This is a genomic window from Methylococcus capsulatus str. Texas = ATCC 19069 (assembly GCF_000424685.1).
Taxonomy (GTDB): domain Bacteria; phylum Pseudomonadota; class Gammaproteobacteria; order Methylococcales; family Methylococcaceae; genus Methylococcus; species Methylococcus capsulatus.
In genome coordinates, this window is record NZ_AUKJ01000022.1 from 7,501 (window position 1) to 21,556 (window position 14,056).

The following is a 14,056-nucleotide window of genomic DNA, read 5'->3' on the forward strand; positions in this document are numbered from 1 at the left end:
GATCGACGGCAAACCGGTCACCTTCACAGAAGGACAGACCATCATGGAAGCGGCCACCGCGGCAGGAGTCTACATCCCTCATCTGTGCCACAACCCGGAATTCGAGCCGCATGGCAGCTGCAAACTGTGCACGGTCAAGGTGAATGGCCGCAACTGCTCGGCCTGCACCTTCCCGGCGGCAGATGGCCAGGAAGTGCTCAACGATACCGCCGAATTGAACGAGCTGCGGCGCACCATCACCCAGATGCTGTTCGTGGAAGGCAACCATCTGTGCCCGTCCTGCGAAAAAAGCGGCAACTGTCAGCTACAGGCGGCAGCCTACTTCCTCGGCATGACCGATGCCCATTTCCCATTCTTCTACCCCCGAAGGGAACTGGACGCTTCCCACCCCGACATCCTGCTCGACCGCGACCGCTGCATCTTCTGCGCCTTGTGCGTGCGTGCCAGCCGGGACGTGGACGGCAAAAACGTGTTCGCCATCGGCGGACGCGGCATCGACTCGCGGCTGATCGTGAACTCGCCCTCGGGCAGGCTCGCGGATACCCCGATCGCCGCGACCGACAAAGCGACCCGGGTCTGTCCGGTCGGGGCCATCCTGATAAAACGGCATGGCTTCGAGGTACCCATCGGGGAGCGCGTCTACGACCGGCACACCATCGCCGAAGAAAGCCTGGAACGGGAGGAACCGATCGTGGAGGCCCGTCATGGCTGAGAAACTCACCATCGCCACGACTTCCCTAGCCGGCTGCTTCGGCTGCCACATGTCGTTCCTCGATATCGACGAACGCATTTTGGCGCTGGCGGAGGTCGCCCGCTTCGACCGCTCACCGCTCACCGACATCAAGCACTGCCGGGACCGGGTGGATCTGGGGCTGGTCGAAGGCGGCGTCTGTAACGCGGAGAACGTCCACACCCTGCGCGAATTCCGCAGGCACTGCCGGATCCTGGTCGCCGTCGGCGCCTGCGCCATCAACGGCGGACTGCCCACACTCCGCAACCCCATCGCGCTGGAGGAATGTCTGCAAGAAGCCTATCGGGATGGCATCGGGGTCGAAAACCCGCAAATACCCGACGATGTCGAGCTCCCACTGCTCCTTGACAAGGTGCACCCGATCCATGAGGTCGTGAGAGTCGACTATTCCCTGCCCGGCTGCCCGCCGTCGGCCGATGTGATATGGGCATTCCTCAGCGATCTCGCCGCGGGAGGGGAACCTTCGCTTCCCCGCGAGCTCATTCACTATGACTGAGATGGTGGCATAATGATGTGTTCTGCCGTGGGCCAATCAACACCGATAGCTCCGAACGCGTCATGCTGACCTATCCCGCCATTGATCCCGTTGCCGTCTCATTCGGGCCGCTCAAGGTCCACTGGTACGGACTGATGTACGTCATCGGCATCGCCGCCACCTGGATATTGGCGCGGCGACGGGTGCAGCGCAGCGCGAATCCGTTGTTCACCCCCGCCCAGGTCGAAGACCTGGTGTTCTATGCCGCCATCGGCGTGGTGGTCGGCGGACGGCTCGGCTATGCGCTGTTCTACAATTTCTCCGGCTTCCTTCACGATCCGGCGATGCTGTTCCGCATCTGGGAAGGCGGCATGGCGTTCCACGGCGGACTCATCGGTGTGCTGATCGCCATGTACGCCTACGGCCGGTCGCAGGGTATCCGGTTCTTCGACGTCGCCGACTTCCTTGCTCCTTATGTGCCCATCGGCCTCCTCGCCGGACGTATCGGCAACTTCATCAACGGCGAACTGTGGGGCAAACCCAGTGACCTGCCTTGGGCGATGATCTTCCCCCATGCCGGGGACGTACCGCGCCATCCTTCACAGCTTTATGAAGCGTTTCTGGAAGGGCTGGTCCTTCTGATCATTCTCCAATGGTTCAGCCGACGCTCGCCGCCACGTATGGCGGTGAGTGGCCTGTTTCTCCTGGGCTATGGTGTGTTCCGCTTCGCGGTGGAGTTCGTCCGGCTGCCGGATGTGCAGCTCGGCTATCTCGCTTTCGGCTGGCTGACCATGGGTCAGATCCTGTGTCTGCCGATGATCCTGTTCGGTATCGTCCTGCTGGCCGCCGCCTACGCCCGTCGATCCGCCTGAATGCGCCCTTATCTCGACCTGCTGCGCGACATCCTCGATCATGGCTGCCCCAAAGGGGACCGGACCGGCACCGGGACCCTGAGCGTGTTCGGCCGCATGATGCGGTTCGACCTGTCGCGGGGGCTTCCCCTCGTCACCACCAAGAAACTGCATCTGCCCTCAATCATCCATGAACTACTCTGGTTCGTCTCCGGCAGCACCAACGTGCGTGATCTGCAACGGCACGGCGTCACGATCTGGGACGAGTGGGCGGATGACAATGGTGAGTTAGGCCCCGTGTATGGACGCCAATGGCGGAATTGGAACGGCGCCATCGATCAGCTTGCCGGACTGGTCGAGCAACTGCGCCGGAATCCGGGCTCCCGCCGCCTGCTGGTGAGCGCATGGAACCCCTCCGATCTGGATGCCATGGCGCTGCCGCCCTGCCACTATGCCTTTCAGTGCCATGTGGCGGATGGAAGGCTGTCGCTCATGTTCCAGATGCGTTCGGCGGACGTGTTCCTGGGACTGCCGTTCAATATCGCCGGCTATGCCCTGCTCACCCATATGCTTGCGCAACAGACCGGATACGAACCGGGGGAGTTGATATGGTGCGGCGGTGACGTGCATCTGTACCTCAACCACCTGGAGCAGGCGCGCCTGCAACTCACGCGCGAACCCTATCCGCCGCCCACGCTGAAACTCGCCCGCAAGCCCGGGAGCCTGTTCGATTACCGCTACGAGGATTTCGTGGTCGAGGACTACCAGGCGCATCCACACATCAAAGCGGCGGTGGCGGTGTGACCAGGCCGCCGTACATCTCCCTCATCGTCGCGATGGCGCGGAACCGCGTCATCGGCGCCGACAACGCCATGCCCTGGCATCTGTCCGCCGATCTCAAGCGGTTCCGCGCCCTGACCCTGGGGAAACCGGTGCTCATGGGCCGCAAGACCCACGAATCCATCGGCCGCGTATTGCCTGGACGCCAGAACATCATCCTGACCCGCTCGCCGGATTTCCACGCCCCCGGCTGCACCATCGTGCATGATCTCGGCGAACTGGCGACCGTCTGCTCCGGGGCGCCGGAACTCATGGTCATCGGCGGCAGCGCCGTTTACGAAGCCCTGCTGCCGCGGGCCAAGCGGCTCTATCTGACCCTGATCGATCACGACTACCCCGGTGACACCTACTTCCCGGAGTTCGCGGCCGCGGATTGGCGCGAAATCAGCCGCGAAGACGTCCGGAACGATCCCGATTTCCCCTGGCCCTACAGCTATCTGGTGCTGGAGCGCGCCTCGCCGGAGGCGCGCTGCCAATGACCGGATTTGCCACCAATCTTCTCCAACAGGCGCACCGACTCGATGCTCATGCCACGGTCGACGGCCTTGCACATGTCGTAGATGGTCAGCAGGGCGATCTGGGTGGCAGTCAGCGCCTCCATCTCCACGCCGGTCTGGCCGACGGTCTGGACGGTGGTCCGACAGCGGATGCGGCTGGCCTCCGGCTGCGGCTCCAACGCGAGATCGACATGGGTAATAGGGATGGGGTGACAGAGCGGAATCAGGTCCGCGGTCCGTTTGGCACCCATGATCCCCGCGATGCGGGCGATGCCCAGCACGTCGCCTTTCTCGTGCCCGCCGGCCATGATCAGCCGCAAGGTCTCGGGCAACATGGCGATGTACCCCTCGGCCACCGCCATCCGGGTAGTGCTGGGCTTACCGCCGACGTCCACCATGTGGGCATCGCCGGCGGTATTGAAATGGGTCAGCTCGGGCACGTTCGGCTCCGTGCGGGAAAAGAAAGGCGTATTCTAATGCCTCAGCCACGGGCGGGGCGAACGCAATGAACCTCGAAATGGCCCGACTGTTCCGGACCATCACTCATGGCGTCTATGTCGTGGGTGTCGCCGATGCCGAAGGCCCCAATGCCTTCACCGCGGCCTGGGTGATGCAGACCTCGTTCGATCCGCCCATGCTGGCGCTCAGCATCAACCCGTACTGCCTGTCTTACCGGAAACTGATGGCCAGCGGTCTTTTCAGCATCAACGTGATACCCAGAGACCGGGTCGATTGGGTAATGCATTTCGCCCGCCCGGCAGGCAGCGACAAACTCGCCGGCATCGACTGGACGGCCGGTGAAGGCGGGGTTCCTCTGCTGGGCGGCGCGATCGCCTGGTTCCAGTGCCGGCTTGCCGGAACGCTGACCTGCGGCGATCATGTGCTGGCCAGTGGACGCGTCTGCGCCGGCAGGCTCAACTCCCCCGACGGCGAGCCCCTGGGCTACCGCGACACCGGCGACCTGGACGGCTCCTCCGCTCTGTATCCCGATGGATTCTGAGCCCGGATTTCTGCCGAAGGATTTCATCCAGACGGCGGAAGGACTTCGTTTCGCCGTCGTCGACGGCCGTCCCGAAGACGGCCGGCTGCTCTGCACCTTGCGCTACGTCCCCTTGGCAGGCGGCCTGCGCAAGCTGAGCACGGCGGAAGCCATGGATTTCCTGCAGGAGCACCGTCCCGCTTATCTGCGCCGTTCCCGGCGACTGGACGCGGTATTGCCGGCAGTGCCCCTCGAATGCATAGCGGGGCATTTGCGCCCCCGCGACCGGGTTCGAACCCTGTTGGCGGGCACAAGCCGCGACGCCATCGAAGCCAAGGCCCGCCGACTGCTCGGCGTCTTCGCCGGGGAAGGACTGGACTTGAAGGAATTCGGCGTAACCGGCTCGCTGCTGCTCGGCACCCAGACCCTGGCCTCCGACATCGACCTGGTCGTCTACGCCCCGGCCACCTTCGATGCGGCGCGCACCGTGGTCGCCGAAGCCACGGCGGACGGCCGGCTGGACACCCCGACCGAGGCAGACTGGCGGAAAGCTTATGAGCGCCGCGGCTGCACCCTCGCCTTCGAGGACTATCTCTGGCACGAGCGGCGGAAATTCAATACGGGCTTCATCGAAGGCACCAAATTCGATCTGACGCTGGTGCTTCCCGGCTCTTGGGACTCTTTCCAGGCCGCCGAGAAACGCGGTTCCTTGATTCTGCGTACCCGTGTGACGGACGACCGCGGGGCTTTCGAATCCCCCGCCCGCTACCTGACCGATCACCCGCGTGTCGGCCAAGTCCTGAGCTTCACCCATACCTATGTCGGACAGGCGCGGACCGGGGAGAAGATCGAGGCTTCGGGGCAGGTCGAAGCGCTCCCCGACGGCAGCGAGCGCCTGATCGTCGGCAGCAGTCGGGAAGCGCCCGGCGAATACATCCGGGTCCTGCACGATGAGACGGACTGACTCTCCCCTCACCGGCCTCAAGGCGGCCATCCTGGACATGGACGGCCTCGCCATCGACACCGAAGCGACCTATGTCGCCGCCTGGCGCGGCGCTGCCGCCGCCCTCGGATTCGAACTCGACGAAGCCTTCTGCCAGTCGCTGTTCGGCTGCCACGCCGAAGCGGTCAAACGACGGATCGGCGACTGTGCCGGACCCGGCTTCGACCTTCGGCGCTTCGACGCGCTCGCCACCCGGATCTGGCGCCGGCACGTCGAAACCCATGGCATTGCGGCGATGCCCGGCCTGGAGAATTTGTTGAGGTTTTTCCGCGAACGGAATCTGCCTTATGCGCTGGCGACCAACAGCGAGGCCCGCTTCGCTGCCATCTGCCTGGACCGCTCCGGCCTGACGCGCTGGTTTCCGCTCATCGTCACCCGTGACCAGGTTGCCGAGGGCAAGCCCGCTCCTGACCTGTACCTCGAAGCCGCCCGCCGTCTGGGCGTGGAGCCCGACCAATGCCTCGCCCTGGAGGATTCCGAAACCGGCATCGAATCCGCTGCCAGCGCCGGGACCTTCGCAATCCTGGTCAATGGACGGCGGAAAGCATCTCCCCGTGAACGCGGTTTGGCTCGGCTGCGGGTCGCCAGCCTGCAGGAAATACCACCGCTGTGGAATCAGGGAACGGCGGCAGATGAGACCTGCCCCCGCCTGTCAGTCTGAGGTAAGATGCAACACTCCCTAACGCGACAGAGAAACCCTCGATATGATCGGCGCCATAGCCGTCCTTTTCGTTGCCTACTGGTTCTACCGTACCGCCGTTCGAGTGAAACTGCCCCCCCTCCCTTGGGCCGCGGGCGGCGTGATCGTCTATTACGCCGGCTTCGTGGTCTGGCTCTATCTGGTCCTGAAACCCCTGCTGGGAGACTCCTTCCGCCATCATAGCTTCCTATTGGGTCTGGGGATGGACCTTTCCGCGGTGCTGGTCGGAACCCTGCTCGCCGCGCTGTTCCGGGCGAAGGTCATGTTGAAACAGGGCGATACCCCTTACGAAAAGCACTTCTGACGCGGAAAGCAGACGCCAGCCCAGCCCCCTAAGCAACCGCCGTTCCTGGTTTTCCGCCTCGTGAATCCATCGATGTCTTCATACCGCGGGCGCAGGCATCTAGGCGCCCCCTGCCTTTCAAACAGGAATCCGAATGCTGCCGCTCCCCCTGTTCCGACTGCACCATTGGCGTGAGCTTCCCCCGATGCGCCTGCTGTTTACCATTCTGGCGGCATGCGCCCTTTTCGTCGGCGTGCCGGAGCTTTGTCTCGCGGGCGAACACGGTCCAGTGGGCCCCTTGGACCTGACCCGGCATTGGGCCGGCTATCTTGCCGTGCTGATTTTCTTCCTCGCCTATTTCCTCGCCATGGCCGAGGAGGTGACGGAACTACGGAAGTCCAAGCCGATGGTGTTCGCCGCCAGCGTGATCTGGGGCCTGATCGCGGCGGTTTATGTGGGCGGCGGAATGCCGGAGCAGGCTGGCATGGCGTTCCGCGCCTCCCTGCTGACCTATGCGGAACTCTTGCTGTTCATCCTGGTGTCGATGACCTACCTCAACGCCATGGAAGATCTCGACGTGTTCGAGGCTCTGGGCTGCTGGCTGCTGGGGAGGGGATACAGTTACCGGCAACTGTTCTGGCTGACCGGCATCCTGGCCTTCATGATTTCCTCGGTGTGCAACAACCTGACCACCGCCCTCCTGATGGGCGCGGTCGTCATGGCCCTGGGCAAAGACTGTCCGCGCTTCGTCACGCTGTCTTGCATCAACATCGTGGTCGCCGCCAATGCCGGCGGGTCGTTCAGCCCTTTCGGCGACATCACCACCCTGCTGATCTGGCAGAAGGGCAAAGTCCCTTTCGTGGATTTCTTCAACCTACTGATCCCCTCGATCATCAATTTTGCTCTCCCGGCGACCTGCATGTTCCTGTTTCTCCCCCGCCATCACCCGACGGCGGTGGACAAACGGATTCCGATCAAAACCGGCGGACGCCCCGTCATCGTGCTGTTCCTCCTGACCATCATCACCGCGGTGTGCTTCGAGAACTTCCTGAGCTTGCCACCCGCGGCCGGCATGATGGCCGGGCTGACTTACCTGAAGTTCTACAGCTTCTACCTGCAGAAGAAAACCGCCAGCCGCTCTCCCGACCCCGACGAGGTCGTCCCGCCGAACGAACCGATCGGAGACGCCGAGACATTCGATATCTTCAAGAAAGTCTCGCGCCTGGAATGGGATACGCTGCTGTTTTTTTACGGCATCATGTTGAGCATGGGGGGACTGAGTTTCATCGGCTATCTGGAACGCATCTCCCGGTTCCTCTACGCCGATCCGGAGCGGACCACCTTTGCCAACATCCTCGTCGGGATCGCCTCGGCCTTCATCGACAACGGCACCATCATGCTGGCGGTCCTGACCATGGACCCGAAGATCTCGGAGGGCCAATGGCTGCTGGTGACCCTCACGGCCGGCGTAGGGGGCAGCCTCCTCGCCATCGGTTCGGCCGCCGGCGTCGGCCTGCTCGGCCAGACCAAGGGTTACTATTCCTTCGGCGCCCACCTGAAATGGGGACCGGTGATCCTGCTGGGCTATTTCGCCAGCATCGGTGCCCATTTCCTGATCAACCAGTCCCACTTCTAGACATCCCTTTCCCCCAATGTCTTTCATCATCGGGGGAGAGGGAGACGCCGTGACCGTTGGTCCCGACACCCGGATCCAGCCGACGTGAATCCGCCCCGGCGGTCGGGCGTTCGGCTGGACTGCCTCGATGGACGTCGCCCGGGTGCGGGTCGTCCACGCCCCGACGGCATGGCCAAACCTGCACCCGGCGCACTGCGTGCGCCCCGGTCGATTTCGTCGTAGCCTTACTTTGGCCCGCTCGCGAGGAATGCCTGCCGAAACTCACGATCCAGCGCCTCCCCCCGTCCCTGATAGATCGGTGAGAAATGAAAAGGCGTGGGGAATTTGACGCCGGCCCGACGCGCGATGGTGCCTGCCTGACGGGCGGTGAGGTGGTATTTCCGGGCCGCGCGCTCCTCGAGCTCATCGCCGAATACCGCCTCGATGAAAAACTGGTCGGCGCCCGCTGCCAGCGTCGCGATCCTTTCCGCGTTCGCTTCGTGGTAGACGGCATCGGTAACGTAGGCGACTTTCTGCCCTTCCGAGACATGTACGAGGAAGTCAGCCAGTTCCCCCAATCGATACGTCGCCTCCCTGAAACGAGCTCCGTCACGCTTCAGTGCACGGACCGGCGTATCTTCGTCCCGCCCGGTCAGCAGGGCGTGCTTGAGGTCCTGCACCCAGGCGCCCGGCGCCAGACCGAGTTCCACCAGCCGGTTTTTCCAGACGTTGAGATGCTGCTTCTCCCGCAGGGCGAATGCTAGACAGGGCGTCGCGTGGTCCAGAATCGCGAATTCGACTGCGAGATTCGGTTCGTCCAAAAGCCGGCGATCTTCGATCGGAAATTCGGTTTCGCCCTCCCGCCGAAAGGCGGTGCGGCAGCGGAACGAGGCACGGCGACCGACGGTCTCGGACGACACCTCGGTGACTTCGAGAGTGAAATCGGTGGGGTAGCCCCTCACCAGATTCCAGGTGTAGGCCGAGAGCTTGTGCTCGACCTGATCCAGGAAACCCGCCGGGCCGAACAGGCGGATGCGCAGGTCGCGCCCCAGACACAGCCGCAACAGCCAGTCGAAGCCGAAGAAGTGATCCATGTGGGCATGGGAGACGAACACGTCGCTCAGGCGCAGAATCTTGCGCACCGGCAGCGTGCGAACATCGCCGAGATCGAACAACACGGCGCGCTTCTCGAACAGAAACTCCACGTACACCGCAGGATCTCCCCAGGGACCGTTGACCAGGGCGGGATGGAAGACCGGTTTCACGGCGATGTTTTTCGAGTTCGGTTCCTGTCGGCGAGGGAATGAAAGCCCGATCGAGCCCAGGTTGGAAAGCCGCAGGCTATTCGTCTTCCGAATAGGCGGTTCCGCCTCCCTTCGCCCGCTCCTCCTCCTCGGTTTTTTCGGATGCCTCCGCCGAAAGCTCGGTCTCCAGCGGTATCGTCTCGGGCGCTTCTTCCTCGAACAGGGCGTCTTCTTCCTCGGCCTCTTCCGAAATCTCTTCTGCCGGCCGCTCCTCCTGTTTGATGATTTCTTCCAGCGGTTCCGACCAGTCTTCGGGAAGCGTGTCGGTAATCTCGGTACCGCCGAGATCGTCCAGCTCGGCGACGTCCATGGGACCACTCCAGTTTTCGGGCTCTTCGATGGGTTCGATCGGCAGCAGAGACCAGGTATCTAGATCGATCTCCTCCAGATTGCCGTCGAAATGCTGGATTTCGACGGTGCTGGCATCGTCGTCGATGGCGACCACGGTGAACGCCTGCCCTTTGTCCAGATGCCGGTACCAGTTGCCGACGATCGGATCAGCTTCGGAATTCATGGCGTACCTCCTCGTCAACACGTCGGGAAAAAGAAAAGCCGGCTACACGTTAGCATCCTCCGCCGGCGATGACGACACTCGCAGCCACGAAAAAAGGGCCGGCATGACAGCCGGCCCTTTCGAATCGCAAGCGGACGGGCGAGAACGCCTATTCCAGATTGGCGTGGCGGGTCCGCATCTGCTCCTCGGGGATCTTCTTGGTATGGATGATGTGGGAAATCGTGGCTTCGAGCAACACCAGGGTGGACAGCTCGAAGGTGGTGCCCATCGGCATACCGACCACCTTGCCGTACTGCTCGGGAGTGCCGATCCGGAACACCACGTCTGCCATGTCACCGATCGTGGACTTGTCGCGGGTGGTGATCAGCGCGATGCTGGCCCCCTGTTCCTTGGCTTTCTTGGCGTAAGCGATCATGGTTTCGGTTTCGCCCGAACCGGAAATCACGATCAGAAGATCGCCTTGACGGATGCTGGGCGTCACGATCTCGCCCACAATATAAGCCTGATAGCCGCCGTGCATCAGGCGCATGGCGAAAAAGCGGCCGACCAGGCCCGAACGCCCGGCGCCGGCGACGAAAATACGGCGGGCACGTTCGAGCAAACCGGTCAGACGCGCCTCGTAGCTCTTGTCAGTGGCGGCAAGCACGCCGCCGATCTTCGACACGATGAACTTGTGATGAGCCCCTTCCAGCAGCTCGCGAATCGTGCGGGCCGCGGTGGCGGGACAGGGCGCGCCGTAGATCGCCGCACCGATGACGACGATGTCGGCCCCCGCCTTGGCGACCCGTGAGGCGGTGTTCTGGTTGATCCCCCCAGCCACTGAGATTCGGACCGGCAGCTTCAGGCGGGCGATGCTTTCGAGATCGGCGAACGGCGTCTGACCCTGGGCCTGGGCATCCAGACCGGTGTGCACACCGATGATCTGGGCGCCGAGCCGGGCCGCCTCGCGCGCGCAGGCAGCCTTGTCCGGCACGTTGATCAGATCCACCTGGACTTCGGCATTGTGCGCCTGGGCCGCTTTAACGACCCCGGCGATGGTCGCCGGCCCCGACACCCCGAGCACGGTGCAGATGTCAGCGCCGGCGGCATAAAACGGCGCGGCCTCGTATTCGCCGGCATCCATGGTCTTGAGGTCGACCAGGACGAGCCGATCCGGGTGCCGGCGCTTGAGCTCGCGGACGATTTCGATGCCGTTGTATTTGATACAGGGCGTGCCGATCTCGAAGATGTCGACATAAGGCGCCGTGACGCGGGCGAGTTCGAGCGTCCGGTCACGGTCCAAGGAATCCAGAGCCAGCTGAATGAGTGGTCTTGCCATTGAGCGATCCTCCGATAGACTTTTTTGTGAACCGCGGCGATCCCAACGAGCGCCGCACTCGGACCGTCCGCTTCCGGACGGCAAGTTTGCCAAGCGATCGAAAGCCGGTCCAGAACTGCCCTTGCCTCCTTCAGGGACCGGCCCCCATTCCCGACTCGACATGGGCACGAAAGCCGGCGCGGATGTCCCGCACCCGGGAACTTGCGCACAGTTCCAGGCCGAGGCTGGACCGGCGGCAGCGGACGTCGAGAAATATCGTTTCTTCGTCCGGTCCGGTGATGCGAGCCAAGGTCAGGGCGATTTCCTGGTCCGACAGCGGCACCGAGGTGTACACCAGACGGTCGGTGTCGATCGCCACTGGCGTATCGGCCCTGCCGATCGCATAGGCGCGCGCCAGCGCCCAGGTCTTGGCACAGACGGCAGCGGACGAACAGACCACTGCACTGAGTACACCGTCGTCGTCGCCCGCGAACACCTCGCCGAGAGCACCCTGGCCGGTGCGCGCCCGTTCGGCCTTGAGCGAACGGAAACGCTGGATGTCGCGGCCGAAACGGTCGGCGATGCTGCGTTTCTTGTCTTCCAGGATGCGGATTTTTTCTTCGTAATCGGCGATCCGTCGGCGCTCGTCCTCGATCGCCTTCAGGAGTTGCGGCGTAACGGCCTGCCCCTGGCGTTCCATGTCGGCAGCACGTTTTTCCTGAGTCCGGAGGATGTCCATGTGACGAGACCGGTATTTTTCCAGAATATGGATGGAAGCGTCACTCTGGAGGATCTGGTCATTCAGGACCAACCGCATGTCTTCTTCACTGGCGTAAGTTCGCAGCAGCGCGCCGTCCAGATTGCGCTGCTCTTCGATGAGACGCGCCGTTTCTTCCCTGAAATGCCGGAGCGCCCGTTCCCGCTCGAGCGCCGCCGGGCTCTTGGCGCCTTCGATGACCTCCACCTGACGTCCCTGGCTGTCGAGCAGGGAACGCTTCTGCCGGCTCTGTTCGGGAGGAATTCTGTCCGAATAGTGGACACGCCCCGCTTCATCCACCCATTTATAGGTGGCCGCCGGCACGGCCCCGGCCAGGGCGAGCCAAACGCACAGCGCCAGAGCCGTCACCCGCACGGGAGACACCGTTCCGACGCAGGCGGGTGGATGCGCCGAAGCCGCCATGGTTTCAGGCGGTGCCGTAACGGCTGCGGTAATCCTCGAGCGCTGCCAGCTCCCGGACCCGACCCGAGCCGCGCAGGTAATCGATCAGGTGACGGAAGCCGACGATGGCGTGGACCGGAATTCCCAAGCTGTCCTGGACCTCCTCTACGGCGGACTTTCCGGACTGACCGATCTCTTCGCGATCCAGCGCGATCAGCACGCCGCAGGGCTTGGCGCCGGCCCCGCGAATGATCTCGATCGACTCTCGCACCGAGGTACCGGCGGTGATCACGTCGTCGACGATCAGCACTTCGCCCTGCAGCGGCGCACCCACCAGGGTGCCGCCTTCGCCGTGGTCCTTGGCTTCCTTGCGGTTGAATGCGTAGGGGATTTCTTCTCCGCTGACCCTGGCCAGAGCGATGGCGGTGGCGGCGACCAGGGGGATGCCTTTGTAGGCCGGGCCATACAGCACGTCGGCCCGGATACCGCCCGAGGTCAGGGTCTGGGCGTAGAACTCGCCCAGCCTGCCGAGCCGGGCGCCCGTGTTGAACAGGCCGGCGTTGAAAAAGTAAGGGCTCTGGCGGCCGGATTTGAGGGTGAACTCGCCGAAGCGGAGCACTTCACAGCCGATGACGAAGTCGATGAAGTCTTTCTGGTACGTCTGCATGAAACGAACACGGAAACTCGAAATCAAGGTACGGCGATCCGCCGCAGCAGGTCCTTCACGACCTGGTCACTGGAGACCCCTTCGGCCTCCGCCTCATAGCTCAGAATCAGCCGGTGGCGCAGGATGGCCGGCGCCAGGGCCTGGATGTCGTCGGGCGTCACGTAGTCGCGGCCATCGAGCCAGGCCCTGGCGCGGGCGCAGCGGTCCAGGGCCAGCGTGGCGCGCGGGCTGACGCCATAGAGTATCCAGCGCGCCAGCGAATCGCCGTAGCGAGCCGGCTCGCGCGTGGCCAGGATGAGCTGCAGCAGGTAGTCCTCCAGCGCCTCGGCCAGGTAGACGCCGAGCACTTCCTCCCGGGCGGCGAACAGCGTCTGCTGGCTCACCGGCTCCATCGCTTCCGCGGCCCTGCACTCCGGCCGGCCGGCCTCCCCGCGGACCAGGCGGAGGATCGCCTTTTCCTGCTCGGCGCCAGGATAGCCTATGCGCACGTACATCAAGAAACGGTCGAGCTGTGCTTCAGGCAGGGGATAGGTGCCTTCCTGCTCGATCGGATTCTGGGTGGCCATTACCAGGAACAAGGCCGGCAGCGGATAGGTCTTGCGGCCCACGGTGATCTGCCGTTCCGCCATGGCTTCGAGCAGTGCGGATTGCACCTTGGCCGGAGAACGGTTGATCTCGTCGGCCAGCACCAGATTGTGGAACAGCGGACCCGGCTGGAAATGGAACGAGCCGTCCTGAGGCCGGTAGACTTCGGTACCGGTCAGATCCGCCGGCAGCAGGTCGGGGGTGAACTGGATCCGCTGGAAATCGGCTTCCACGCCGCGGCTCAGGACATGGATCGCCCGGGTCTTCGCCAGCCCCGGCGCACCTTCCACCAGCATGTGGCCGTCGGCCAACAAGGCGATGAGCATGGCGTCGACCAAATCGCTCTGGCCGATGATCTGGGTGTTGAGATGAGTCCTGAGGCGCTGTAGATCCTGCTGCGCGGCAGACACCGGCGCCGCCTGTGATTGCGGATTGGCATTCATGCGTTTGGTCCAGGCTGGCTGTTCGATCGGGGCGGACATTATAAATCTTGTCGGTGGCCGCGCATTCAACGTACCCCATGACACGCAGCCTTA

Annotated in this window: 17 protein-coding genes (1 of these 17 cut by a window edge); 10 read left to right on the plus strand and 7 right to left on the minus strand. The window is 63.5% G+C overall.

Going from position 1 to position 14,056, the window contains the following annotated elements; all coding sequences use genetic code 11:
* From H156_RS0110350 to H156_RS0110370, 5 genes are all read left to right on the plus strand, one after another.
* On the plus strand, window positions 1-712 hold the 3' portion of the coding sequence (locus H156_RS0110350; protein WP_050998193.1) for a 2Fe-2S iron-sulfur cluster-binding protein. 59 nt of this gene lie to the left of the window's left edge; the window shows 712 of its 771 coding nt (coding positions 60-771); the start codon falls outside the window, past its left edge; its stop codon occupies window positions 710-712.
* Window positions 705-1,247 (plus strand): NADH-quinone oxidoreductase subunit B family protein, encoded by a 543-nt coding sequence (locus tag H156_RS0110355; RefSeq protein WP_017365509.1) that lies wholly within the window; start codon window positions 705-707, stop codon window positions 1,245-1,247. Before H156_RS0110350 ends, H156_RS0110355 begins: the two co-directional genes overlap by 8 nt.
* Window positions 1,248-1,309: 62 nt before the next feature.
* On the plus strand, window positions 1,310-2,098 hold the full coding sequence (lgt, locus tag H156_RS0110360) for a prolipoprotein diacylglyceryl transferase (protein ID WP_010961933.1): 789 nt from the start codon (window positions 1,310-1,312) through the stop codon (window positions 2,096-2,098).
* Entirely contained in the window at window positions 2,099-2,881 is a 783-nt protein-coding gene (locus H156_RS0110365; protein WP_010961934.1) for a thymidylate synthase, read from the plus strand. It abuts the gene before it with no gap.
* The gene (locus H156_RS0110370; RefSeq protein WP_017365510.1) at window positions 2,878-3,396 is read left to right on the plus strand and encodes a dihydrofolate reductase; all 519 of its coding nucleotides are present in this window, start codon (window positions 2,878-2,880) and stop codon (window positions 3,394-3,396) included. Before H156_RS0110365 ends, H156_RS0110370 begins: the two co-directional genes overlap by 4 nt.
* On the opposite strand, the gene moaC is transcribed toward H156_RS0110370, so the two are convergent.
* On the minus strand, window positions 3,351-3,854 hold the full coding sequence (gene moaC, locus H156_RS0110375; RefSeq protein ID WP_010961936.1) for a cyclic pyranopterin monophosphate synthase MoaC: 504 nt from the start codon (window positions 3,852-3,854) through the stop codon (window positions 3,351-3,353). The genes H156_RS0110370 and moaC overlap by 46 nt on opposite strands.
* 65 nt (window positions 3,855-3,919) lie before the next feature.
* Here moaC and H156_RS0110380 point away from each other — a divergent pair, with 65 nt between their 5' ends.
* The 5 genes from H156_RS0110380 to nhaD all read left to right on the plus strand — a co-directional run bounded on the left by H156_RS0110380 (window position 3,920) and on the right by nhaD (window position 8,015).
* Entirely contained in the window at window positions 3,920-4,414 is a 495-nt protein-coding gene (locus H156_RS0110380; protein ID WP_010961937.1) for a flavin reductase family protein, read from the plus strand.
* The gene (locus tag H156_RS0110385; protein WP_017365511.1) at window positions 4,404-5,357 is read left to right on the plus strand and encodes a nucleotidyltransferase domain-containing protein; all 954 of its coding nucleotides are present in this window, start codon (window positions 4,404-4,406) and stop codon (window positions 5,355-5,357) included. The genes H156_RS0110380 and H156_RS0110385 overlap by 11 nt, the downstream gene beginning before the upstream one ends.
* Window positions 5,344-6,057 (plus strand): HAD family hydrolase, encoded by a 714-nt coding sequence (locus H156_RS0110390; RefSeq protein ID WP_017365512.1) that lies wholly within the window; start codon window positions 5,344-5,346, stop codon window positions 6,055-6,057. Before H156_RS0110385 ends, H156_RS0110390 begins: the two co-directional genes overlap by 14 nt.
* Before the next feature lie 43 nt (window positions 6,058-6,100).
* Window positions 6,101-6,400 (plus strand): hypothetical protein, encoded by a 300-nt coding sequence (locus tag H156_RS0110395; protein WP_010961940.1) that lies wholly within the window; start codon window positions 6,101-6,103, stop codon window positions 6,398-6,400.
* Window positions 6,401-6,533: 133 nt separating this feature from the next.
* Window positions 6,534-8,015: a sodium:proton antiporter NhaD gene (gene nhaD / locus H156_RS0110400; RefSeq protein ID WP_017365513.1), complete on the plus strand. Its 1,482-nt coding sequence runs from the start codon at window positions 6,534-6,536 to the stop codon at window positions 8,013-8,015.
* Window positions 8,016-8,239: 224 nt separating this feature from the next.
* Here nhaD and H156_RS0110405 read toward each other — a convergent pair whose 3' ends face one another.
* The 6 genes from H156_RS0110405 to H156_RS0110430 form a co-directional block, all read right to left on the minus strand.
* Complete coding sequence (locus H156_RS0110405; RefSeq protein ID WP_017365514.1) at window positions 8,240-9,259, minus strand: ribonuclease Z; 1,020 nt, start codon at window positions 9,257-9,259, stop codon at window positions 8,240-8,242.
* Between the two features lie 76 nt (window positions 9,260-9,335).
* Window positions 9,336-9,812, minus strand: coding sequence for a DUF6763 family protein (locus H156_RS0110410; RefSeq protein WP_017365515.1), 477 nt, complete (start codon window positions 9,810-9,812; stop codon window positions 9,336-9,338).
* A 148-nt stretch (window positions 9,813-9,960) separates the two neighbouring features.
* Window positions 9,961-11,130 (minus strand): bifunctional 3-hexulose-6-phosphate synthase/6-phospho-3-hexuloisomerase, encoded by a 1,170-nt coding sequence (gene hxlAB / locus H156_RS0110415; protein ID WP_017365516.1) that lies wholly within the window; start codon window positions 11,128-11,130, stop codon window positions 9,961-9,963.
* A 130-nt stretch (window positions 11,131-11,260) separates the two neighbouring features.
* Window positions 11,261-12,289 carry a DUF4124 domain-containing protein gene (locus H156_RS0110420; protein WP_017365517.1) on the minus strand — a complete coding sequence of 343 codons (1,029 nt, stop codon included), beginning with the start codon at window positions 12,287-12,289 and terminating at the stop codon, window positions 11,261-11,263.
* 4 nt (window positions 12,290-12,293) lie between these two features.
* Complete coding sequence (gene pyrE, locus H156_RS0110425) at window positions 12,294-12,935, minus strand: orotate phosphoribosyltransferase (protein ID WP_017365518.1); 642 nt, start codon at window positions 12,933-12,935, stop codon at window positions 12,294-12,296.
* Between the two features lie 23 nt (window positions 12,936-12,958).
* On the minus strand, window positions 12,959-14,002 hold the full coding sequence (locus H156_RS0110430) for an AAA family ATPase (RefSeq protein ID WP_017365519.1): 1,044 nt from the start codon (window positions 14,000-14,002) through the stop codon (window positions 12,959-12,961).
* Between the last annotated feature and the right edge of the window lie 54 nt (window positions 14,003-14,056).